Source organism: Ruegeria sp. AF1 (genome assembly GCF_056542125.1).
On the sequence record NZ_JBQFZG010000017.1, the window covers coordinates 23,678 to 45,820 of the forward strand.

General features: G+C 55.9%; 24 protein-coding genes. 13 read left to right on the forward strand and 11 right to left on the reverse strand.

Annotated elements, in window-relative coordinates:
• Window positions 1–180: 180 nt before the first annotated feature.
• Complete coding sequence (locus ACR0BK_RS17410; protein WP_480555663.1) at window positions 181–555, reverse strand: hypothetical protein; 375 nt, start codon at window positions 553–555, stop codon at window positions 181–183.
• Between the two features lie 465 nt (window positions 556–1,020).
• Here ACR0BK_RS17410 and ACR0BK_RS17415 point away from each other — a divergent pair, with 465 nt between their 5' ends.
• From ACR0BK_RS17415 to ACR0BK_RS17425, 3 genes are read left to right on the forward strand one after another with little or no spacing between them, the layout of a single operon-like run.
• On the forward strand, window positions 1,021–2,232 hold the full coding sequence (locus tag ACR0BK_RS17415; protein ID WP_480520844.1) for a M24 family metallopeptidase: 1,212 nt from the start codon (window positions 1,021–1,023) through the stop codon (window positions 2,230–2,232).
• A 3-nt stretch (window positions 2,233–2,235) separates the two neighbouring features.
• Window positions 2,236–3,393, forward strand: coding sequence for an acetylornithine deacetylase (gene argE / locus ACR0BK_RS17420; protein ID WP_480555665.1), 1,158 nt, complete (start codon window positions 2,236–2,238; stop codon window positions 3,391–3,393).
• 3 nt (window positions 3,394–3,396) lie between these two features.
• A complete protein-coding gene (locus tag ACR0BK_RS17425; RefSeq protein WP_480555667.1) occupies window positions 3,397–4,275 on the forward strand; it encodes a DMT family transporter in 879 nt (292 codons plus the stop codon).
• Window positions 4,276–4,365: 90 nt separating this feature from the next.
• Here ACR0BK_RS17425 and ACR0BK_RS17430 read toward each other — a convergent pair whose 3' ends face one another.
• From ACR0BK_RS17430 to pcaQ, 9 genes are all read right to left on the reverse strand, one after another.
• Entirely contained in the window at window positions 4,366–5,865 is a 1,500-nt protein-coding gene (locus ACR0BK_RS17430) for a mannitol dehydrogenase family protein (protein ID WP_480477625.1), read from the reverse strand.
• Window positions 5,865–6,638 carry an L-iditol 2-dehydrogenase gene (locus ACR0BK_RS17435; protein WP_480555669.1) on the reverse strand — a complete coding sequence of 258 codons (774 nt, stop codon included), beginning with the start codon at window positions 6,636–6,638 and terminating at the stop codon, window positions 5,865–5,867. The genes ACR0BK_RS17430 and ACR0BK_RS17435 overlap by 1 nt, the downstream gene beginning before the upstream one ends.
• Window positions 6,635–7,639 (reverse strand): ABC transporter ATP-binding protein, encoded by a 1,005-nt coding sequence (locus ACR0BK_RS17440; protein WP_480477629.1) that lies wholly within the window; start codon window positions 7,637–7,639, stop codon window positions 6,635–6,637. The genes ACR0BK_RS17435 and ACR0BK_RS17440 overlap by 4 nt, the downstream gene beginning before the upstream one ends.
• Window positions 7,640–7,651: 12 nt before the next feature.
• Window positions 7,652–8,482 carry a carbohydrate ABC transporter permease gene (locus tag ACR0BK_RS17445; protein WP_480520854.1) on the reverse strand — a complete coding sequence of 277 codons (831 nt, stop codon included), beginning with the start codon at window positions 8,480–8,482 and terminating at the stop codon, window positions 7,652–7,654.
• A 12-nt stretch (window positions 8,483–8,494) separates the two neighbouring features.
• On the reverse strand, window positions 8,495–9,361 hold the full coding sequence (locus ACR0BK_RS17450) for a carbohydrate ABC transporter permease (RefSeq protein ID WP_480555671.1): 867 nt from the start codon (window positions 9,359–9,361) through the stop codon (window positions 8,495–8,497).
• 106 nt (window positions 9,362–9,467) lie between these two features.
• Window positions 9,468–10,772, reverse strand: coding sequence for an ABC transporter substrate-binding protein (locus ACR0BK_RS17455; RefSeq protein WP_480477635.1), 1,305 nt, complete (start codon window positions 10,770–10,772; stop codon window positions 9,468–9,470).
• A 93-nt stretch (window positions 10,773–10,865) separates the two neighbouring features.
• Window positions 10,866–11,891, reverse strand: coding sequence for a LacI family DNA-binding transcriptional regulator (locus tag ACR0BK_RS17460; protein ID WP_480555673.1), 1,026 nt, complete (start codon window positions 11,889–11,891; stop codon window positions 10,866–10,868).
• A 197-nt stretch (window positions 11,892–12,088) separates the two neighbouring features.
• Window positions 12,089–12,796 carry a class II aldolase/adducin family protein gene (locus tag ACR0BK_RS17465; protein WP_480555675.1) on the reverse strand — a complete coding sequence of 236 codons (708 nt, stop codon included), beginning with the start codon at window positions 12,794–12,796 and terminating at the stop codon, window positions 12,089–12,091.
• 44 nt (window positions 12,797–12,840) lie between these two features.
• The gene (gene pcaQ, locus ACR0BK_RS17470) at window positions 12,841–13,782 is read right to left on the reverse strand and encodes a pca operon transcription factor PcaQ (RefSeq protein ID WP_480488809.1); all 942 of its coding nucleotides are present in this window, start codon (window positions 13,780–13,782) and stop codon (window positions 12,841–12,843) included.
• A gap of 97 nt (window positions 13,783–13,879) precedes the next feature.
• Between pcaQ and pobA the strand changes: the two genes are divergently transcribed.
• The 7 genes from pobA (at window position 13,880) to ACR0BK_RS17505 (ending at window position 19,606) form a co-directional block, all read left to right on the forward strand.
• The gene (gene pobA / locus ACR0BK_RS17475) at window positions 13,880–15,049 is read left to right on the forward strand and encodes a 4-hydroxybenzoate 3-monooxygenase (RefSeq protein WP_480555677.1); all 1,170 of its coding nucleotides are present in this window, start codon (window positions 13,880–13,882) and stop codon (window positions 15,047–15,049) included.
• A complete protein-coding gene (gene pcaD / locus ACR0BK_RS17480) occupies window positions 15,049–15,837 on the forward strand; it encodes a 3-oxoadipate enol-lactonase (RefSeq protein WP_480555679.1) in 789 nt (262 codons plus the stop codon). The genes pobA and pcaD overlap by 1 nt, the downstream gene beginning before the upstream one ends.
• Entirely contained in the window at window positions 15,830–16,207 is a 378-nt protein-coding gene (gene pcaC, locus ACR0BK_RS17485) for a 4-carboxymuconolactone decarboxylase (RefSeq protein WP_480477645.1), read from the forward strand. The genes pcaD and pcaC overlap by 8 nt, the downstream gene beginning before the upstream one ends.
• A gap of 52 nt (window positions 16,208–16,259) precedes the next feature.
• The gene (gene pcaH / locus ACR0BK_RS17490) at window positions 16,260–16,988 is read left to right on the forward strand and encodes a protocatechuate 3,4-dioxygenase subunit beta (RefSeq protein ID WP_480555681.1); all 729 of its coding nucleotides are present in this window, start codon (window positions 16,260–16,262) and stop codon (window positions 16,986–16,988) included.
• Between the two features lie 2 nt (window positions 16,989–16,990).
• Complete coding sequence (gene pcaG / locus ACR0BK_RS17495; protein WP_480484629.1) at window positions 16,991–17,608, forward strand: protocatechuate 3,4-dioxygenase subunit alpha; 618 nt, start codon at window positions 16,991–16,993, stop codon at window positions 17,606–17,608.
• 48 nt (window positions 17,609–17,656) lie between these two features.
• Window positions 17,657–18,478, forward strand: coding sequence for a 3-oxoadipate:acetyl-CoA acetyltransferase (locus ACR0BK_RS17500; protein WP_480555683.1), 822 nt, complete (start codon window positions 17,657–17,659; stop codon window positions 18,476–18,478).
• Window positions 18,479–18,544: 66 nt separating this feature from the next.
• Window positions 18,545–19,606 carry a 3-carboxy-cis,cis-muconate cycloisomerase gene (locus ACR0BK_RS17505; RefSeq protein ID WP_480555685.1) on the forward strand — a complete coding sequence of 354 codons (1,062 nt, stop codon included), beginning with the start codon at window positions 18,545–18,547 and terminating at the stop codon, window positions 19,604–19,606.
• 190 nt (window positions 19,607–19,796) lie between these two features.
• On the opposite strand, the gene ACR0BK_RS17510 is transcribed toward ACR0BK_RS17505, so the two are convergent.
• Entirely contained in the window at window positions 19,797–20,693 is an 897-nt protein-coding gene (locus ACR0BK_RS17510; protein ID WP_480555732.1) for a LysR family transcriptional regulator, read from the reverse strand.
• A gap of 246 nt (window positions 20,694–20,939) precedes the next feature.
• Between ACR0BK_RS17510 and ACR0BK_RS17515 the strand changes: the two genes are divergently transcribed.
• The 3 genes from ACR0BK_RS17515 (at window position 20,940) to ACR0BK_RS17525 (ending at window position 22,135) form a co-directional block, all read left to right on the forward strand.
• The gene (locus tag ACR0BK_RS17515) at window positions 20,940–21,080 is read left to right on the forward strand and encodes a hypothetical protein (protein ID WP_480555687.1); all 141 of its coding nucleotides are present in this window, start codon (window positions 20,940–20,942) and stop codon (window positions 21,078–21,080) included.
• A 218-nt stretch (window positions 21,081–21,298) separates the two neighbouring features.
• A complete protein-coding gene (locus ACR0BK_RS17520; RefSeq protein ID WP_480555689.1) occupies window positions 21,299–21,820 on the forward strand; it encodes an ABC transporter substrate-binding protein in 522 nt (173 codons plus the stop codon).
• Between the two features lie 57 nt (window positions 21,821–21,877).
• Window positions 21,878–22,135 (forward strand): ABC transporter permease subunit, encoded by a 258-nt coding sequence (locus tag ACR0BK_RS17525; protein ID WP_480555691.1) that lies wholly within the window; start codon window positions 21,878–21,880, stop codon window positions 22,133–22,135.
• Window positions 22,136–22,143 lie beyond the last annotated feature (8 nt).

The window sequence follows — 22,143 nt, forward strand, 5'->3', positions numbered from 1 at the left end:
AACCGGCTCTGTCACTGACTTTCGTGAATGATGCCCCGTTGACAGGGTGTGTCATGAACCTGAAAGCGCCCTGCCCCTAGGAAATCGCGAAGGGCGACACTAACATTTCACAGGTTCCGGCAGTTTGGCCACAGATATCGACTCTCGTTGACCCAAAGTCATTTTGGTAAGAATGGATAGCTATCTCTGACCGGTAGCTGAGGAAGTATCCTTGCGCATATCGCGAATGCAATCGTAACCCAGCCAGAATAAGACTGTCAGTGTGACCAGAAATACGTAAGGAAGCAGCGAGATATGCATAACCAACACGCCATAGAACATGGCGGCGTATGCGGCGATTTGGACTATCACCAACACACCCCACGCACCCATTCCCCAAAGATTGCGCGCATTCCCCTGACCGGTCGAGTTGCGCAGGCTCTGACACTCTGCCTCGTTCACCACGGGGGGCGCGGCACGCGTTGAATTGAGAGTGCCGTTGGTGTCGAGCGCGCTGGATCGACATGCATCGAAACAAGGGGCCGCCTCTCGACAGGTGGGCGCAGTGTGTAACATTGGTTGAGTCCTTGGACATCTGGGGTTTGGCAGCGAGCCTTCACTGTGCCTCAGGACAACTACCTCCCGCACCATGCCACCCACGAAATCAGGCGCCACCGTTGCCATCTTGCAATCATATCCAGCGGAGAAATGCCGATCCTCGCTCTGGCGCAGCATAAAACCGCACACATAGCCGAGAGACCCGTGAATACCGCGATCAGATGAGGCCTGAAGAGCTATTCGTGACCCTCGGTGACTCATGGCTTTTGGCGCGGTTCCGGATGCGCGCTATCCGCTGAACTGGGACCTTCGCGTGCATCCAGCGCTCCATTCTACGGCGTCCTTCGATGCTGAGTGCGGCTACTTTGTTCCCATACCGGGATCGCCCCATCAGATAATCCATTGGTTTCTAAAAGGAGTCGCGGTTCAGGTATCGCTCACAAGTTCATTTGTGTACAAATTGGTAAGATTGCGCTCAAGTACATGTCAGATTCAGCCTCCGAGGATGCCATGCCAATTGAACACGCCCCTTTCAGCCAAGCGGAATATGACCGCAGGATCGCCAAGACCCGAAGCGCTATGGAAAAAGCGGGGCTAGAGCTACTGTTTGTCACCGACCCTTCGAACCAGGCTTGGCTGACTGGCTATGATGGTTGGTCCTTTTATGTGCATCAGGGCGTATTGCTCGGCATGGAAGGTGAGCCGATTTGGTGGGGACGCCAGATGGATGCATTGGGTGGGTTGCGCACTTGCTGGATGTCCAAGGACAACATTCGCGGCTATGCAGACCACTACGTCCAATCAACCATACGCCATCCCATGCAGGATCTGGCGGGCCACATTCGCGCGCTCGGGCTGGGTACAACCCGCATCGGCGTTGAGATGGAGAACTATTACTATTCCGCAAAGGCACACGAGGTTTTGGGCACGGAATTGCCCGAAGCGACGCTGGTGGATGCGACGGCACTGGTAAACTGGCAGCGTCTAATCAAGTCGGAAGAAGAAATTGTCTTTATTCGCAAGGCGGCCCGGATTTCGGAAAAAGTAATCCAAACGGCCATTGATCGCGCTGCAGTGGGAGTGCGCAAGAACGACCTTGTCGCAGATATCTTTCATGCCGGGATTACCGGGGTTGAGGATGATTGGGGGGATTACCCAGCCATTGTCCCTTTGACACCCTCAGGGCTGGATGCCACAGCCGCGCACCTGACATGGAATGGCGCACCGATGAAGAAGGGTGAAGCAACATTTTTCGAACTGTCAGGCTGCTATCGGCGCTACCACGCTCCGCTTTGCCGCACGGTTTATCTTGGCACTCCGCCGCCGGAAATGCGGGACGCGGAACACGCACAGATCGAAGGGATAGCTGCGGGTCTAGAGGCTGCCCGGGCTGGCAATCGGACCAGCGACATTGCAAACGCTTTTCTTAAGGTTCTTGCCCGTCACGGAATCGAACGGGAGGGGCGCATGGGATACCCTATCGGTTTGAGCTATCCGCCAGATTGGGGCGAACGGACAGCGTCGATCCGCGCCGAAGACGAGACCATTCTGCAACCGGGCATGGTTTTCCATTTCATGCCTGCGTTGTGGATGGACAGCTGGGGCCTTGAGACCACGGAAACCATTCTTATCACTGAAAACGGCCCCGCCGAAGCCCTATGCAATATCGAGCGAAAGCTCTTTGTGAAAGACTAAGCCTTGAGCACCCTCGAAGACGCCAAGACCCTGCTGGGCGAACTGATCAGCTTCCCCACGGTTTCGTCAGACAGTAACCTGGAGATGATCAAGCACCTCGCGGACCGGTTGAGCGATTGCGGTGCAGAGGTGGAAATATGGCATGACGAAACCGGCACCAAAGCCAATCTTTTTGCCTCATTGGGCCCCAAGCGCGACGGTGGTATCGTCCTATCAGGCCATTCCGATGTGGTGCCTGTTACGGATCAGGACTGGTCCTCGGACCCATTCGTGATGGAGGAGCGGGACGGCAAGTGGTTTGGTCGCGGCACCTGCGATATGAAAGGGTTTATCGCGGCGGCAGTCGTCATGGCCCCGTATTACGCAAAGCTGGATCTTCAGCGCCCATTGCATTTCGCCTTTACATATGATGAAGAAATCGGCTGTTTTGGCGCGCAGGCTTTGGCCAAGACCCTGCGGAAGAAAGCGATCAAACCCGCTGTGGTCATCATTGGCGAGCCCACCTCGATGCGCATCATCGAGGGCCATAAGGGCTGCTATGAATATACAGCGCATTTTACCGGGTTCGAAGGCCATGGCTCGGCCCCCGAGCGCGGTGTAAACGCCGTCGAATACGCGGTGCAATACGTCTCGAAACTGTTGACGCTGAAGGCTGATTTGCAAGGGAGAGCACCGGCAAACAGCCCGTTCGACCCACCATGGACGACAATAAATACCGGTACGTTGGTGGGCGGGGTGGCCCATAATGTGATCCCCGGTAAGGCGCGGGTCGATTGGGAGATGCGACCAGTGCAAAAGGCGGATGCGGATTACGTCAAAGACGAACTGCACCGGTTTTGCGCGCAAACCCTGATCCCGGCAATGCAGGCTATTCACCCCGATGCTGGTATCAAGACCGAAATTATCGGTGAGGTCGACGGGCTAGAACCAATGGACGACAACGAGGCGCGTGACCTTGTGATGGAACTGACAGGGGCAAACGGAGCCGACGTTGTACCCTTCGGTACCGAGGCCGGGATATTCCAGCAGTTGGGGATGAACGTCGTTGTCTGCGGTCCCGGATCAATCGATCAGGCGCATAAACCGGATGAATACGTCTCGGTCGAACAGATGGCCCAGTGCCTTGATATGCTTCGGCGGTTATCTTCGAAGCTGGAGTAGATGATGACCTCGGTCCGCGCGGTATCGATATTCTGGTTGGGTGCACCGGTTCTGTTCGTGCTGTTCTGGGCGGGTGGCTACAGTTTTGCCAAGATGGCGCTGCCCTATGTGGAACCGATGACCATGCTTGCGATCCGTTATGGTCTGGCTGTTCTGTGTCTTCTGCCGCTGCTGGCGGTGTTCTGCCCTGCCCTACCGCGTGATCCGGCGCACTGGGCCGCGATGGCGGCAAATGGGTTTCTAATTCAGTGTGTTTACTTCGGTCTGGCCTATCAGGCGATGAAACAGGGACTGGGTGCCGGTACCACTGCCATCGTGATGGCCTTGCAGCCCGCCCTTGTCGCCGCTCTCTCTCCCTTGGTCGGAGAAGCGCGTGGACGACCCGTGATGTGGATTGGCCTGGCGCTGGGTTTCGCGGGGGTCGCAATCAGTGTCTTTGACAAGACCAGCGCAGTACCCCTTTCCGCCGGGCTGCTTGCGGTTAGTGCACTGGTCGGCCTGACTGCCGCCACTTTGCTGGAAAAACATCACGGGCGGCGCAGCGACCCGGTGTTGGGTGGTGCTGTTCAATATGTGATAGGATTTGCCGTGCTGCTACCTATCGCAATGGCGACCGAAACGATGGAAGTCACCTGGCATCCAAACCTGATCCTTTCTCTGGCGTATCTGGTCATCGCCAGCTCCCTGATCTCGATCAGCCTCTATGTCGCACTTGTTCAGCGCGGTGACGCGACCCGCGTGTCTACATTGCTTTACCTTGTCACACCTTTGGCAATTGCACTGGCCTGGATGATCCTGGGCGAGCCGGTCACTTGGCGCACCGCCTTTGGCTTTGTTCTCTGCCTCGCAGGCGTCTATGTCGTGCGGAGATCGAAAGATTGACGCCTATGGCAGTTTTCGATCGGACAACCGGAATTTAAAAGCCCACGACCAGTTCAATAGCGGAAACCACCTGAACCGAGATCACAACCGTCAGGAAAGCGCATTCACATAGCTTTTGATCGTCGACCGGCATCCGTGCTGCCAGATCCGTGGCAACCAGCGTGTGAAGGATTCTGCAAACTGGGCTTCACGGCCAGTACTTCCGTACAGGTTTGCTACCTCAAGCCACTTTTCGGGCCGTCCCCTGGCGGCAAGGGCCGCACTCTGCAAATCGCTCCAGATGGGATCATTGGGCGCAATCTCTGATCCATCCTCACGCAGACCGGCGCACATCCGGCACCAGAAAGCTTCAACCAGTGCCAGCCCAGTGACAGATGTACCCGAGGCCAGAGCATCGCGAATGGACGGAAGCAAGAAACCGGGGTGGCGCGCAGACCCATCAAAGGCCACGCGTCGCGTGGTATCGTGAATAGCCGTATTCGAAAATCTGCGTTTAACCAGATCCAGATACTGTTCCGGTGTCATCCCAGGAACCGCACTGGCATGAGGAAGAATTTCTTCGGTCTGGACTTTCAGGAAGAATGCCGAAATTTCCCGGTCGTTCATGCAGTCCGAGATTGTGGGGATGTTCAGAACCTCGCCCACATTCGCCAGAATCTGGTGCCCGCCGTTCAGAATGCGCAGTTTCAGTGTTTCATATGCGTGTACGTCCTTGGTGATCGTAACGCCGACATTCTCCAACATTGGCCGCCCGGCGCAGAAATCATCCTCAATCACCCATTGGCGGAAATTCTCGTGTGACACCGGAACGCAGTCTTCAATTCCTAGGGCTCGAGCCTGCGACCGAACTTGATCAGAGGTGGCGGGAACAATGCAATCCACCATTGAATTCGGAAACGCCCCGTTCTGATCGATCCAATCCGCAAGATCAGGGTCCGTCCGGCGCGCCAGTTCAACAACACAGTTGCGCAAGATAGTACCGTTGCCCTGAAGGTTGTCACAACTTAATGCCGTAAAGGGCAGATGCCCGGCGGCACGGCGATTGCCAAGTGCTGCCACAATGGCACCAAAGACCGTGCGAGGCTGTTGCGGGTTTTGCACGTCGTGTCGAATATCATCGTGATCCACGTCGAAAACACCTGACTTGGCATCCAGAAAATAGCCACCTTCCGTTACGGTAAGGGACACGATCCGAATGGCGGGATCGGACATTTTCCGGATCAGAGGCGCATTTTCGGGTTCAATGGGCAGATAGTCCATCAACGGACCGATGACTTCGGCCGAAACGCCGGACGGGTCAAGCTCGATCAAAGTTGTCAGACAGTCCTGCCCAATCAGCTTTTCGCGCATGTCCGCGTCAAAAGCCCGAACGCCGGCCCCGATGATCGCCCAGTCCAAGGCCTGCCCTTTTTGCATCAGCCTGTGGATGTACCATGCCTGATGCGCACGGTGAAAATTCCCAAGCCCAATATGAACAATTCCAGGGGTCAGGTCTTCACGCCGGTATCCGGGTATTTTGACATCCGCAGGAAGCGATCCGAGGCGTTCGAGGCACAGCTCTACCGGTGTTATGTCCGCCAAAGGGGTCATCAGCTCATCCAGTTTCCGCCATCGACATTGTAAGTCTGGGCCACGATGTATTCCGCTTCATCAGACGCCAGAAACACCGCCATCCCGGTTAAATCCTCGGCCCGTCCCATACGGCCGAACGGTACCGCTGATGCAACTTCACGCTTCTTCTGCCCCGGTTTTTTATTTTCGTACTTCGCAAAGAAGGCGTCGACGCCGTCCCAGTGCTCTCCATCAACAACACCGGGTGAGATCGCATTCACATTTATCCCGTGAGCGATCAGATTGAGCCCCGCTGACTGCGTCAAAGATATAACGGCAGCCTTGCTGGCGCAGTAAACGGCGACCAAAGGTTCGCCACGCCGACCAGCCTGTGAGGCCAGATTTATGATCCGGCCTTTGACATTGGCGTCGATCATGTGTCGCGCAACGGTCTGCATTGTAAACAAGGTGCCCGAAACATTGATATCAAAGACGCGCTGGTAATCGGAGCGGTCGATTTCGATGATTGGCGCTGCTGAGAAAACGGCAGCATTGTTGATCAGAATGTCAATCTGGCCGAACTGATCCACTGTGCGCGCAACAGCAATGTCGATGCTGTCCTGATCAACAACATTCATTTCGACCGCCATTGCAGCGTCACCGATTTCCGTGGCTGCGGATTGCGCCCGCGCGAAATCTATGTCGGCAATGGCCACACGCGCACCTTCGGCGACGTAAGCTTTTGCAAAGGCCAGCCCGATTCCGCGCGCAGCCCCAGTGATGAGCGCGGTTTTTCCGTCCAGTCGCTTCATTCGATCCGCAGCCCTTGCGCGTCAAAACAATGAAGCACGTCGGCACGTGGCGTCAGGTAGATGCGGTCGCCATGCGTAAATCCAACTTCTCCGTCTGCTCGCACCGTGATTGTTTCCGCCAGACCGGTTTCATGTATGTGGAAAAACGTATCTGATCCAAGATGCTCGGACACGCCTACAACACCGCTCCAGGTTCCGTCGCTCTCGGACACAGCAATATGTTCGGGGCGGATGCCGATTGTATGTGCGCCGTGTTTTGCAGCTTCTTCGCCTTCGATAAAGTTCATCCTGGGCGAACCGATGAACCCGGCGACAAAAAGGTTTCGTGGCGTACGATACAGGTCCAGCGGGCTTCCGACCTGCTCGATCACACCAGCCTGAAGCACGACGATCTTGTCGGCCATCGTCATTGCTTCAACCTGATCATGGGTCACATAGATCATGGTGGTCGCCAGCCGTTCGTGCAACTCGCTGATCTCCAACCGCATGCCAACGCGCAGCGCAGCGTCCAGGTTGGACAGCGGCTCATCGAACAAGAACGCTGCGGGTTCACGGACAATGGCACGCCCGATAGCAACGCGCTGACGCTGGCCACCGGACAGCTGGCCGGGGCGGCGATCCAGATAGTCGGTCAGGTTCAGAACCTGCGCGGCCCCTTTCACACGTTTGTCGATTTCGGCCTGATCCAGTTTTGCCATGCGCAAGGGAAAGGCGATGTTCTTGCGAACGGACATGTGCGGATACAAGGCATAGGACTGGAACACCATCGCCAGACCGCGTTTTGCGGGTGGTACGTTTGTCGCGTCGGCCCCGTCAATGTCGATGGAACCTGACGTGATGTCCTCCAACCCCGCAATCAGACGCAGCAAAGTGGACTTGCCGCAACCCGATGGCCCGACGAACACCGTGAACTCTCCGTCTTCGATGGTCAGATCCAGTGGCGGGATAACCTGTACGTCGCCAAAGCTTTTGGTCACGGACCTGAGTTGAATACGTCCCATGATAAGTTTTCCTTATTTCACAGCGCCAAAAGTCAGGCCGCGGACAAGTTGTTTCTGGCTAAACCAGCCAAGGATCAGGATCGGTGCAATCGCCATTGTCGAAGCCGCGCTGAGCTTGGCAAAGAACAGGCCCTCGGGGCTGGAATAGCTGGCGATAAATGCGGTCAGCGGGGCCGCGTCAACGGCTGTCAGGTTGAGGGTCCAGAACGCCTCGTTCCAGGCAAGAATGAAGTTCAGCAAAACAGTCGAAGCGATGCCCGGAACAGCCATGGGTGTCAGGATGTGCAGGATTTCCTCTTTCAGTGTCGCCCCGTCCATCCGTGCGGCTTCAAGGATTTCACCGGGAATTTCACGGAAGTAGGTGTAGAGCATCCAGACGATGATCGGCAAGTTGATCAGCATCAACACGACGACCAATCCACCTCGTGTATCAAGCAGCCCCAGACGGATGAACAGCAGGTAGATCGGGTAAAGGACACCGACTGCCGGCAACATCTTGGTAGAGAGCATCCAAAGCAGAATGTCCTTTGTACGTTTCGAAGGAACAAACGCCATTGCCCATGCTGCCGGTACGGCAATGATCACACCCAACAGGGTTGACCCACCTGCAATGATGACCGAGTTCCAAAGGAAACGCATGTAATTCGAGCGTTCCTGTACGACAGCATAGTTCTCAAGCGTCCAGTCAAAGTTCAGGAACAGTGGCGGGCTCGCAATGGCCTGCGCTTCGGTTTTGAAGCTGGTCAGGATCGTCCAGAGGATCGGGAAAAAGATCAGCAGACCGACGGCCCAAGCCAGGGCTGTGTTCACCGACTTGCGTTGGATTGTGACGGTGCGGGCCATGGTTTTATCTCCTCACGCGTCCAGGTTCTTGCCGACAATGCGCATCAGGAAGACCGCAACGATATTGGCGAGAATGATTGCATAGACACCTCCGGCTGATCCGAGACCGATATTCTGGCTTTCCAAAACGCGCTGGAAGATCAGGTAGGTGAGCGTACGGGTGCCGAACGCGCCACCTGTGGTGACGAAAATCTCGGCAAAGATCGAAAGCAGAAAGATTGTCTGGATCAGGATTACGATTGTGATTGCACGGCTAAGGTGCGGCAGAATGATGTGGTAGAACCGCTTGAGCGGCGGAGCGCCGTCCATTTCAGCAGCTTCCAGTTGCTCACTGTCCAGCGACTGGATTGCGGTCAAAAGGATCAGTGTCGCAAATGGCAGCCATTGCCACGACACGATCATGACAATTGAGGTCATTGAAGCTTCGGACAACCACGAGACCGGTTCAGCCCCAAAAAAGCGCCACAGATGGGCCAGCAACCCGTTGACCGGGTCCATGAACATGTTTTTCCAGACCAGAGCCGAAACGGTCGGCATAACGAAGAATGGCGCAATGACAAGGATGCGCACCACCCCCTGGCCCCACATCGGTTGATCTAAAAGCATCGCCAGCAGGATGCCCAGAATGACCGTAATCGCCAACACGCCGAGAACAATGACAAGCGTTGCCTGAACGGCGGGCCAGAACGAACTGGACGAAACAAATCGGATATAGTTGTCGAAACCCACCCATCCGAGATCACCGCCCCGCAGGGGAAGATACTTCTTGAAGGAAAAATACAGGGTCATCGTCAGTGGCACGAGCATCCAGCCAAGCAGCAGCACCACTGCGGGTGTCATCATCAGGCGTGCAACTGATCTGGAATGTTGAGTTGCCATTGCGCAAGACCTCTCTGTTCAGGCGTAAGACAGCCTGCGAGAAAAACACGAATTGTGGAAGTGGGAGCAGGGGACAGAAGATTTGCCCCCTGCTGGGAAGGTTGCCTCAGTACCCTGCGGCTTCCATCTCTTCTGCTGTGAAGGCCTGCGCTTTGGCAAGCGCCTCATCCACTGTTTGCTGCCCGGCATAAACGGCCGAGAATTCCTGACTAACCTGTGTGGCAATCCCTGCAAATTCCGGAATGGCCACGAACTGGACACCGGTATAGGGCGTCGGCTGCACACAGCAATTCTGCGGGTCAGCCTTCAGGATCGATTCCAGAGTCATTTTTGCGAATGGGACCGCCTTGTAGTTGTCATTCTCATAAAGCGAGGTCCGCGCGCCCGGAGGCACATTGGCCCACCCTTCGTTTTCAGCCACCAGCTCGATGTAGTCTTTCGAGGTTGCCCATTCGATGAACTGCTTGGCCGCATCTTCCCGCTGAGTTCCCGCCGGGATCGCCAGCGCCCAAGCCCAAAGCCAATTGGCGTGCTTGTCGACGCCTTCCGAATTTGGTGCAAGTGCGAAGCCAACTTTGTCAGCTACGGTTGAGTCTTCCGGATTTGTCACAAAAGACGCGGCAACGGTGGCGTCAATCCACATGCCGCACTTTCCTTGCTGGAACAAAGACAGGTTCTCGTTGAAACCGTTAGTGGCATAGCCAGCCGGGCCGGATTCACTCATCATGTCGACGAAGAACGTCAGCGCCTCTTTCCACTCAGGCTGATCGAACTGGGGCTTCCAGTTTTCATCAAACCAGCGCGCACCGAAGGAATTGCCGGTTACAGTGATAAAGGCACCACCTTCACCCCAGCCCGCCTTACCGCGCAGGCAGATGCCGTTGATGTCGTTGTCGCGATCAGTCATGGCAGCCGCAGCTTCACGGATGAATTGCCATGTTGGTGCTTCTGGCATTTCCAGACCGGCCTTTTCCATCAGGTCGGTGCGGTACATGATCATCGAGCTTTCGCCATAAAAAGGCGCAGCATAAAGCGTGCCATCATGGCTCAACCCGCCTGCCATCGCAGGCAGCAGATCACCAACATCATATTCATCGGACAAACCGTCCAGCGGTACCAGCCAGCCGTTCGCACCCCAGATCGGGGTTTCGTACATGCCGATGGTCATGATGTCGAACTGACCGCCTTTGGTGGTGATGTCGGTCGTGACGCGCTGACGCAAAACGTTTTCTTCCAACGTCACCCATTCGACATCAATGCCTGTCGCATTGGTGAAGTTGTCTGTGTAGCCCTGCATCCGGATCATGTCACCATTGTTGACGGTCGCGATCGTGATGGTTTCCGCTTGGGCTGCTGCCGTAACGACGAAAGTCAACGCAGTCGCCGCACGAAGTGCGTTCTTCAAATACATCCCTGTCCTCCCTGAGCTTGGATGCTGTACAGAGACCCTAGTTTATAAATTGTCGCGGCGTCAATATAAACTTTACGCGCGTTAACTTTTAGTTCATGCAGATTCCCTCAAGACAAGCCGTGCCGGAAACAGAGTTTCCGTCCGATCGTCAAATTTTCCCCCGCTTTCAATGAGTTCAAACAAGGCATCCACACTGCGCCCAGCCACGTTGTCATAATCATGCGCAGCTGTTGTCAGCGATGGACAAGTAAATCTTGCAAAGGGGTGGTCGTCATTTGATGCGACGCGGAGTGAGCAATCTTCCTTTCGCCCAACCCGAATCCCCTGCTCATAACAGGCTGCCAGAAATCCGATCGCAAGACGGTCATTGCTGCACAAAACCGAGTTCGTCCTGAGAGCGCCTTTCTCCAACACTCTCAAAGCACCTTGATGCCCAATCTCTTCAAACGCCCAGCCTTCGCCATCAATTTTAATGACATCGGGCTCGAACCCAAGACGTTCCATAACCTCTATATATGCCTTGCGTCGCTTGTTGGCGTTTGGGTTTGCTGGCGTGCGCATTTCAAAGAAAGACGGAGGTTCACCCGTCCGGGTCATGTATTCCACGGTTTGGGACACAAAACTGAAATTGTCCGATCCAATAAATGCGGCGCCCAACCCTTCAAGGTTGCTGTCAAACAGAACAGTAGGCACCTCGGCGCAAAACTTCTCGATGTAAGCGCGGTCTGAGGCACGCCCTAATGGGGCAAACAGCACTCCCGCCGGTTTCAGAGAGCGCAAACTATCGAGAATTTCATTCTCCAGCTTCTGTTCACCATGCGAGCTGAAAAGAGATGGACGATACCCGGCAGCAATACAGCTCTGCTCAAGGTATCTGGCCATCTCGGCAAAAAATGGATCGGCTAGATAGGGAACAACGATGCCGATATTCTTGGTCAGCTTTCGGTTCTGGTTCACCGCATAGATGTTTGGGCGGTAATCGAACTTTTCCAAAGCTTCTTCGATACGCGCCCGCGTAGAGGAACGAACGCTTTCCGGGTCGTGGAAATATTTGGAAACCGTTGGCCGAGAAATCCCGCTGAGGGCCGCAAACTCCTCCATATTTCTTATTTTTGCCATACCTACCCGCTTACGGAATTCTTTTGCTTTGACCTTACATTTTCTTTACGCGCGGCAATAAATCAATAGGCTGCCGTATCCGCGCGAACGGTAAGACGCGTGACGCCAACGCCGAACAGCCGAAAACCTCCTGATCAAGTCGCGGCGTTTTGGACTTGAGCCCAATATATCGACCCCCAGCGCAACCACCTTGGTCGTCAGGTCTGTTCAGGCTCATTTTGCTTCCCGGCAGAACCTTCTGCGACGTCCTTGTAGTCGTCATGAATGCCGTAAGAAGCGAAACCGGATAGCGTTTCAGAAATCTGTTCATCGGTCAGGATTACCGGACCGAGGGCCAAGGAAAGGTAATATTGCCGGGCAATGGTTTCCAGCTCAACCGCGCGCCACATGGCCTTGTCCAGGTCCTCACCCATGGCAATGGACCCATGATTGCCAAGCAAACAGGCGGTTCGGTCTTGCAGCGCTTCGATCGCCAGCTCCGACAGCTCGGGCGTTCCAAAGCGCGCATAGGGTGCGCAGCGAACATTAGTACCACCGAAGGCCGCGACCATGTAATGCGCTGCCGGGATCTCTTTGTGTGCAATCGCCAGCGCCGTGCAATAGGTCGGATGTGCATGGACAACAGCGCCCATATCGGGGCGGGTCTTGAGGATGTCGAAGTGGAACCGCCATTCGGTCGAAGGTTTGAGCGGGCCATCCCATCTCCCATAGTCTCCATCAAATGGCCTTGAGACGATCATCTCGGGGGTCAGCTTGTCATATGGCGTCGCCGAAGGTGTGATCAGCATCCGGTTCTCGTATCGGGCCGAGATATTGCCGGATGTTCCCTGGCTAAGACCACTGGAATTCAGAAAAAGGCATTTCTCGATAATCGCCTCACGGATTCTGCGTTCCTTGTCATCCATCTTGTGCTCCTGTCCTCGCGCCACCCCGGCAGAATGGACCAGCCTTAGTTATCAGAGGTCGCACCATCAGGCGACAAGCCCAACCTCGCAATTGCATTGTCCAAAGCCAACCCGAAAACCTGCGCCTGAGGTGACAGAACCTGGTCAGGCCGACGCATCAGCCCAACGGGCCCGCGTGTGATCGACGTATCAAACGGCAGCGCTACAAGGTGGCCATCGCTGATTTCATTGGCGACCACCCCTGCCGAGATAATCCAGATCGCATCGGTCTGTCGGGTATACACCCGTCCGAAAGCACCCGAGACAGTTTCCAGACGATCTTCGATTTCACCAATCCCATGCGCGATCATGAGGCGATCCACCAAGGGCCGGATTGCCGATCCTTCAGGTGGATAAAGCACTTGCCACTCGGTAATCCGCCTGAGATCGGGGGCTTTCAGCAGCGGGTGATCCGCGCGCACGACGAAGACGACCTTCTCCTCGTAAAGCTGGGTAAAGGAAATGCCCTGCATGGTTTCAGGGCGACCCAAACGCCCGATAACAAGCTCCAGGTCGCCCAGACGAAGACGCTCCATCAAATGGCCATGTGGACCGTCGAAAACGCTCAGTCGGGCATTGCCCGCAAGTTCGGAAAACTCGGTGGCAACGGCTGGCATCAAACGGGCCGCAACCGAAGGCAGCACCCCGACCCGAAGACTGGCCCTGCCGCGCGCTTCGATCTGCTCTACACCAGAAAAGCCCTGCTGCAAAGCGGCCAGCGACATTTCGGCGAAATGCAGAAACACTTCGCCCTGCCGCGTCAGAGAAACACCGGACCGGTTACGGGACAACAGCACAGTGCCCAGAATATCCTCAAGCTCCTTAAGCGTCTTGGATATCGCCGGTTGCGTGAGAAACAGCTTCTCTGCCGCAACTTTCAGGCTTTTCTCGCGACATATCTCAATAAAACATTGAATATGCCTAACTTTGATGCGGCGATCTATCATAACTTTCCAATTATAGCAACTAAGTCCAAGCAGAACTCATTTTACATATCGAGAAATGACGTTCAATTATTAGACACGCGAAATCAGGAGAGCCAACATGCGCGTTCAGGTCGCGATCATCGGCGGTGGACCTTCAGGTCTTTTGCTCAGCCAGTTGTTGCACCGCAACGGCATAGACACCATCGTGTTAGAGCGCAAAACCAGGGAATATGTTCTGGGTCGCATTCGCGCTGGCATTCTGGAAACCGGTTTTGTGGAGCTGATGCGCGAAGCCGGTGTAGCAGATCGGATGGACAAGGAGTGTTTTGTCCATGACGGCACAGTGATCTCGTATGGCGATATCGAATTCGGCATCAACTTTAAAGAGCTGACGGGCAAACATGTGGTTGTTTACGGACAAACGGAAGTAACCCGCGACCTGTATGATGTACGCGATGCGATGGGCGGCAAGATTGCTTTTAACGTCGATTATCTTCAGATTCATGGGGCTGACAGCGATGCACCTTATGTGACGTATCAAGCGGATGGGACCGGACACCGGATTGATTGCGATTTTGTCGCCGGGTGCGACGGGTTTCATGGGGTGTCGCGTCAAACCATCCCGCTGACCGTGCGCCGGGAATATGAAAAGGTCTATCCGTTTGGCTGGCTGGGCGTTTTGTCCGAAACTCCCCCGGTCCATGACGAACTGATCTATGCCGGGTCGGAACGCGGTTTTGCGCTTTGTTCCATGCGCAATGAGAACCTCAGCCGTTACTACATTCAATGCTCGCTGTCTGACAGTGCCGATGACTGGACTGATCAAGCCTTCTGGCAGGAGCTGAAACGCAGGATTCCCGCGCAATATGCTGAGAAACTGATCACCGGGCCATCTGTCGAAAAATCAATTGCGGCGCTGCGGTCTTTCGTGACTGAACCAATGCGCTGGGGCCGTTTGTTCCTGTGTGGTGATGCCGCGCATATCGTGCCCCCCACCGGGGCCAAGGGGCTTAACACGGCGGCAAGCGACATCCACTATCTGCACAACGCCCTGCTGCAATTCTATAAAGACCACGACAGCGAAGGCATCGACCGCTATTCCGAAAAAGCGTTGGCCCGAATTTGGAAAGCCGAGCGGTTCAGTTGGTCCACGACCAACCTGTTGCACCGTTTTCCGGAACAGAACGGCTTTGACCTGAAAATGCAGAAGGCTGACATTGATTTCCTGCGCGAAAACAAAGAGGCCCAATCGGTGTTTGCACAAAACTACGTCGGGCTGCCCTACTGATGCAGATTGCGGCGCTGGATAACATTCACCTGCATTGGCGTGAGGATGGCGATCCAGATGGCACGCCTGTGGTGTTTGCCAACTCGCTGGGAACTGACCTGCGCCTTTGGGACAAAGTTTTGCCCTTACTGCCCAAGGGGCTGCGCCTGATCCGGTTCGATCTGCGTGGTCACGGCCTGTCGGAATGCCCTCAGGCGCTTTACAGCTTGGCTGAGCTGACAGATGACGCCGAGGCGTTGCTTGACCATATCGGGGTTCGCGACACGGTGTTTGTCGGCCTGTCGATTGGCGGCATGATCGGTCAGGCGCTGGCTTCGCGCCGACCAGACCTGATCCGCGCCCTTGTTCTTTCCAACACCGCCGCAAAAATGGGGACGGCCCAGATGTGGCGTGACCGGATGGGCGCAATCCGATCGTCCGGCATCGAGTCTGTGGCTGACGCAATTCTGGACCGTTGGTTTGCAGCGGGTTTCAGGGCAACCGATAACGTGCTGCTTTGGCGCAACATGCTGGTGCGTACCCCTGTTTCTGGGTACCTGGGATGCTGCAACGCGATTTCAAATGTTGATCTTGAATCCATGACCTGGGCGCTGCGATTGCCAGTTCTGGCCATCGCCGGATCAGATGACCGCGCCTGCCCGCCCGAACTGGTCCGGCAGACCTGTGCTATGATCCCCGGGGCGCGCTATGCCGAAATACCCAACACCGGGCACCTGCCATGCGTGGAAGCCCCCGCCACCTATGCTGAACACTTGTCCGCATTCCTGATGGAGAACCGCAATGAGTGACAAATACGCGTCCGGTATGCGAGTGCGGCGCAGAATTCTGGGCGATGCCCATGTGGATCGTGCCGAAGCCGCCAAATCTGATCTGGACGGTCCATTTCAGACGCTTATCACCGAAGGCGCGTGGGGCACTGTCTGGGCTTCGGACGGGATCAGCGACCGTGAGAGATCCATGCTGACGCTGGCTTTGCTGGCTGCGTTGGGCAATTTCGAAGAAATCCCGATGCATATCCGCGCCACAGCCCGTACCGGCGCCAGCAAGCAGGATGTACTTGAAGCGTTTCAGCACGTCGCGATTTACGCGGGCGTACCACGCGCCAATCAGGCCCTCAGGCTGGCAAAACAAACGTATGACGAAATGGAACAGGACTGAATGGGAAACGCGCAGAAACCCCAGTTAGACAAAAAGGAAGTGTGATCCGACAATGTTGAAACAAGGTGAATTCTACCAGCGTGACCGCGAGTGGCACCCACCTGCACTGACGCCCGACTACAAGACCAGCGTGACCCGTTCACCGCAATATTCGCTGATCTCGCTGCAAAACTCGATCAGTGAGGTCACCGGCCCGGTTTTTGGCCACAACGATGTTGATCCTCTGGATAAGGACCTGATCTCGAACTATGCGCAGCCCGGTGAAAGCCCGATTGGCGAGCGAATTATTCTGCACGGCAGGGTGCAGGATGAAAACGGACGTCCGGTGCCAAACACGTTGGTGGAAATCTGGCAGGCGAATGCGGGTGGGCGCTATCGCCACAAGAAGGATACCTACCTGGCACCGATCGATCCCAATTTCGGTGGTTGTGGCCGCACCCTGACAGATGAAAACGGGTATTATTTCTTCCGCACCGTAAAACCCGGTGCCTACCCCTGGCGCAATTGGGTGAACAGCTGGCGTCCCGCCCATATCCACATGTCGATATTCGGAACAGGTTTTGCACAGCGCCTGATCACACAATGCTATTTCGAAGGTGACCCGCTGATCAACAGGTGTCCGATCGTGAAAACTATTCCTGATGCCGATGCGATCAGCCGCCTGATTTCGCGGCTCGATATGAATTCAACGATCCCTCTGGATACCATCGCCTATAAATTTGACGTGGTCTTGCGCGGTCGGCGCTCGACCCTGTTTGAAAACCGTCTGGAGGGGAACTGAAGATGCAACAGCTGAATTATCTGAAGGAAACCCCCTCGCAAACAGCCGGGCCTTACGTCCATATCGGTCTGGCGCCTGGGGCTGCCGGATTTGAGATCTACAGGCAGGAACTGGGCTGGGATATAGCCGGACCAAATGCCGAAGGTGAGCGTATTCGGGTCGAAGGACTGGTCGTGGACGGGGCAGGATCGCCCATCAAGGATGTTTTGCTCGAGGCCTGGCAGGCAAATGCCAGGGGCGTCTATGCCCATCCTGAGGGCGGCGGCGATGTCGAAGACGGCTTTCGCGGCTGGGGACGCGTCATCACCAATTTTGAAACCGGCGAATGGGCGTTCGACACTGTCAAACCCGGCCCGACACCGGGACGAAACGTGGGCCAGCAAGCGCCTCACATAAACCTTTGGGTTGTAGCCCGGGGCATCAATGTCGGTCTGAATACGCGTATCTATTTCGAGGACGAGGAAGAGGCCAACAGCAAGGACCCGGTCCTTAATCTCATCGAATGGGAACGCCGCCGCGCAACGCTGCTGGCCAGACGCACCAATCGGGACGGTCAAGTTGTCTATCGCTTCGATATCAAGATACAAGGCGAAGATGAGACCGTCTTTTTTGATATCTGACTACTTGGTGCTGCCTTCCCAAGGCGGCACTCATTTCAGGAAGTCACCATGACCAAACCTTGCATCATCTGCGTGGCCATCACCGGTTCCCTGCCTACCAAAAACAACAACCCCGCGGTGCCGATCTCGGTTGCGGAACAGGTCGAAAGCACGCAAGAGGCGTTCGAGGCCGGGGCCAGCATCGTCCACGCCCATGTTCGCAACGATGATCAGACGCCCAGCAGCGACCCCGAAAAATTCGCTCTTCTGAAAGAGGGTTTGCAAAAATACTGTCCCGGAATGATCATCCAGTTTTCCACCGGTGGGCGGTCAGGCGCAGGTCAGGCAAGGGGCGGAATGCTGCCCCTTGCCCCTGACATGGCGTCGCTGTCGGTTGGATCGAACAACTTTCCCACCCGGGTTTATGAAAATCCACCCGACCTGGTGAACTGGCTGTCAGCCGAAATGCAAAAATACAAAGTCACGCCCGAGATCGAGGCGTTTGACCTGTCCCACATCCTGCAAGCGATCAGATTGCACAAGGAAGGCAAGCTGTATGGCAAGCTGTATGTTCAATTTGTCATGGGTGTCAAAAACGCGATGCCGGTCGACAGGGCCGTGTTCGACTTTTACGTGAAATCCATGCAGGATCGCGCACCGGGTGCCGAATGGTGTGCCGCCGGGATCGGTCCAAACCAGATTGTGGTAAATGAATGGGCCGTTGCTGCGGGCGGGCACACGCGGACAGGTTTGGAAGACAATGTCCGGCTGGACCGCAACACGCTTGCGCCTTCGAATGCTGCGCTGGTCAATCGCGTGACCGAGTTATGCGCAAAGCACGAACGTCCGGTCGCCACCTGGCAACAGGCCCGCGAGATTTTGGCTCTTTGAGCACAGGGAGGAATGGCGCCATGACGATTGATATCCGCCCGCTTCAATTCAAAGGCCACATATAGGATGGAACATCTTTCCACTCATCCCTGGCTCAGCGGACTGTTTGAGGACCCGCAGACCTCAGAGATGCTGGGCGCAGAGACTCAGCTAAGACACATGCTGTCCGTCGAGGCCGCATATTCTGAGGCTTTGGCGGCGGTCGGCAAGGTACCACCAGAGGTGGCGGATACCGCGGCTAAACTTATCCGACAACACCGTCCCGACATGCAGGCGCTGCGCGACGGGACGTCATTGGATGGCGTGGTGGTGCCCTCGCTGGTGCGGTCACTCAAAGCGGCATTGCCTGATCATTGCCACGTCGCGCTGCATAAGGGGATGACGTCGCAGGATGTTGTCGACAACGCTCTGGTTCTGTCAATCAAAGACATTCTGGAGGTGTTTTCGGCCCGTCTTTCAGACCTGATAGATGCGCTTGTGGCGCTGGAGCAGGCATATGGCGAACACGTGATGATGGGGCGAACCCGAATGCAGGCGGCATTGCAGATTTCGGTTGCCACGCGCCTGCGAAACTGGCGGTTGCCATTGGCCGATCACCAGAAACGCCTGACCGAATTGCAGCCCAGATTGCTTGTGCTGCAACTTGGCGGCGCCGTTGGCGACCGCGTTGGGATGCTCGGATCCGGACAGGCAATCGCAGATCATATGGCCGACAGGCTTGGCCTGGCCAGCTGCAATGCAAACTGGCATACCCGCCGGGACAATCTTGCAGAACTTGCCTCATGGCTTTCATTGATAACCGGATCGCTGGGGAAGATTGGTCAGGACGTGTCGCTCATGGCCCAGCAAGGGGTGGACGAGGTTTCGCTGACAGGTGGCGGCGGATCTTCGGCGATGCCTCACAAGCGCAACCCGGTCCGTGCGGAACTGCTGGTCGCACTGGCTCGTTTCAACGCAACCCAACTGTCGGGCATGCATCAGGCGCTGGTGCACGAGCAGGAACGTTCTGGCGTTGCCTGGACGCTAGAATGGATGATCCTGCCCCATATGATCCTGGCAACGGGGCAGGCCCTGATCAGCTGTGGTACGTTAGTGCAACAGATCGAACGGATAGGCATCGTGGAGTGACTGCACTGGCCTCTGAGCCCGACGTTACTCAGGCGGTGCGTCGACTTGGCGTCACCGGTTTTGCCGCAGTAACTTATATATGTCAGCATCAGTGGAGCTGGCGTCTTGACTACACTGACAGTTGGGCGAACTGCTGAAACGGACGGATTTCGACAAGGCCGCCGAAACCGCCGACGGCAACGAACAGGCGTCAGGCCTGCCGCGACAAGATTGCCGATATTTCGGCAGAGATCGCCTCAACCACTTTTTCGTGCTGGGAAAAGCTGCGCGTCTTGAGCCGCATCATGCTCAGGTCGATCAAGGCGGTCGGAAAGCCGAGATCGGAAAGCTCGACCAGCGTTCCATTCGCCAACTGGTCTTCGATGGAACTTCGTGGCAGCCATCCGACACCCAGCCCGTGCTCAATGCACTTGGCGATCGTCTGGGTCAGGCCCGAAACGATCTTTAACGAGACCCTTTGCGGAATTTGCGGCAACAGCACCGAGCGGGTGAGATCACCCATAAAGACGTTGGATGGATAGCAGATGATCGGCAACGCCTCGTCCCGCTCGCTACGCGCCTGAAACTCCTGCAACTTCCCCGCGGCTGCCACGGGAACGAACCCGTCCTTGCCGACAAGTGCGCGATGCACGAGATCCTTTGGCGGGTTTAGCCTGCGGGTTTCAGCCTCGTAGGAGAAGGCGACCATGACCTCTTCGGTCATCAGCATCTGAAAGCAGGTTTCCTGATTGGCCGACCGCAGCCGCAAGTCGTGAGATGCCAGCGCGTCACCGAACGCAGCAAGCGCCCGAGGCAGGATATTGGCCGAGATCGAATGCAATGCAGCGATCGGCAATGGTTCAGCGGACGTGATCGCAAAAGCGTCGGAAAGCCGGTTGAGGCCGACGAGTGCTGCTTCAAGCTCCACCTGTAGGGACCTGAGCTGATAGGTCGGGCCAGAAGGTCGTCGCGACCGGTCCACCAGTTCAGTGTCAAACAGATGCTCAAGGGCCTGAAGTCGCCTGGAATAGGCGGATTGCGAAGAATTGCGGCTATGCGCGGCAAGCGAAACGCTTTCGGCGCGGATCAGCGCGAGCAGATCGAGTATTGAGTCTTTGTCCTTGGCGACACATTAGCATGCAGCTTCTGCATATAAACTTGCCCAATTAGCGATATAAATTTCAGATAGCGCATGTATTGAGTAATTATAATGCAAGTCCGTCGGGGTGGTGCGCGGTATTCGGCGTGATGAATGGGGCTAGGGTGCAGCCCCGGCGGATCAAAGATGGTCGCGGAAACTGCACCATATGAAAGCTATAGCCTAATAGAGACAGACTTTTGGGAGGAGACGAAAATGAAGCACATGCTTGCACAAGTGACCGTCACGGCGATTCTTCCCCTTGCGGGTCCGGCCTTTGCCGATGCCGGCGAGAGCCCGGTATTGCAGCGCATTCAAGAACGCGGCGTGGTCAGTATCGGCCAAAGGGAAACCTAGATCCCTTTCTCCTGTATCGGCCCTGTTAACAAGCCGATCGGTTATTCGATCGACCTGTGCCTGAAGATTGTCGATGCGATCAAGGCGGAGCTTGGCGTAGACAATCTGGAGGTCCACTATGTGCCGGTCACCGGCCAGACCTGCATCTCACTGATGCCAATGGCACGATCGACATTGAATGCGATACCACCAACAACAACCTGACCCGCCAGTTGCAGGTGGAATATCCGCCCACGACCTTCCTCACCGGCACCAAGATTGCCTCTAAAACCGGGTCGGGCATCACCGAGATCGAGGATCAGGAAGGAAAGGTCATTGGCCTGTCTGCGGGCACGACCAACGAAAAGGCGATCAAGGCCATCATCGAAGAAAAGGGCCTGAACGTCGAGATCGTACCGGTCAAAGATCGCGGCCAGGGCTGGCTGGCGCTGGAAACGGGCCGCATCGACGCCTATGGCTCGGACGATGTTCCGCTCTATGGCCTGATCTCAAAGGCGTCCGATCCGACTGGCTATCAGGTCACCGGGCGGTACCTGTCCTTCGATCCCTATGCCCTTATGGTGCAGCGCAACGACTCCACATTCGAACGTCTTGGACGTACGGTCATGGCCGGTCTGATGCGCTCTGGTGAGATCAAGGAGATTTACGCCAATTGGTTCGAGCCGGGCCCGACAAACATCGACATGCCGCTTTCCGATACACTGGCGACCGCGTTCGAAATTCAGGCACTGCCAGAATAAGCAACAAAAGAAGGGGCGGGTACATCCGCCCCTCCCCAGCTGCGGCAGGGGGATGACATGAACTATAATTGGGACTGGGGCATTCTGTTCCGCGAGCCCTATTTCGGCTGGACCATAGTTATCTCGCTTCTGGCCAGGACAATCGCTTTTTCGGTGGGCTCAGCGCTCGGTGTCTTCCGCACCTCATCCAGCCCGGTCCTCAGGGCCGTTGGCACCACCTATGTAGAGATCTTCCGCAATTTTCCGCTGCTGGTACAGCTGTTCCTGTGGTACTTCGTTTTCCCCGAAGTCCTGCCGGATGACTGGTCGCGTTAGGTCAAGCG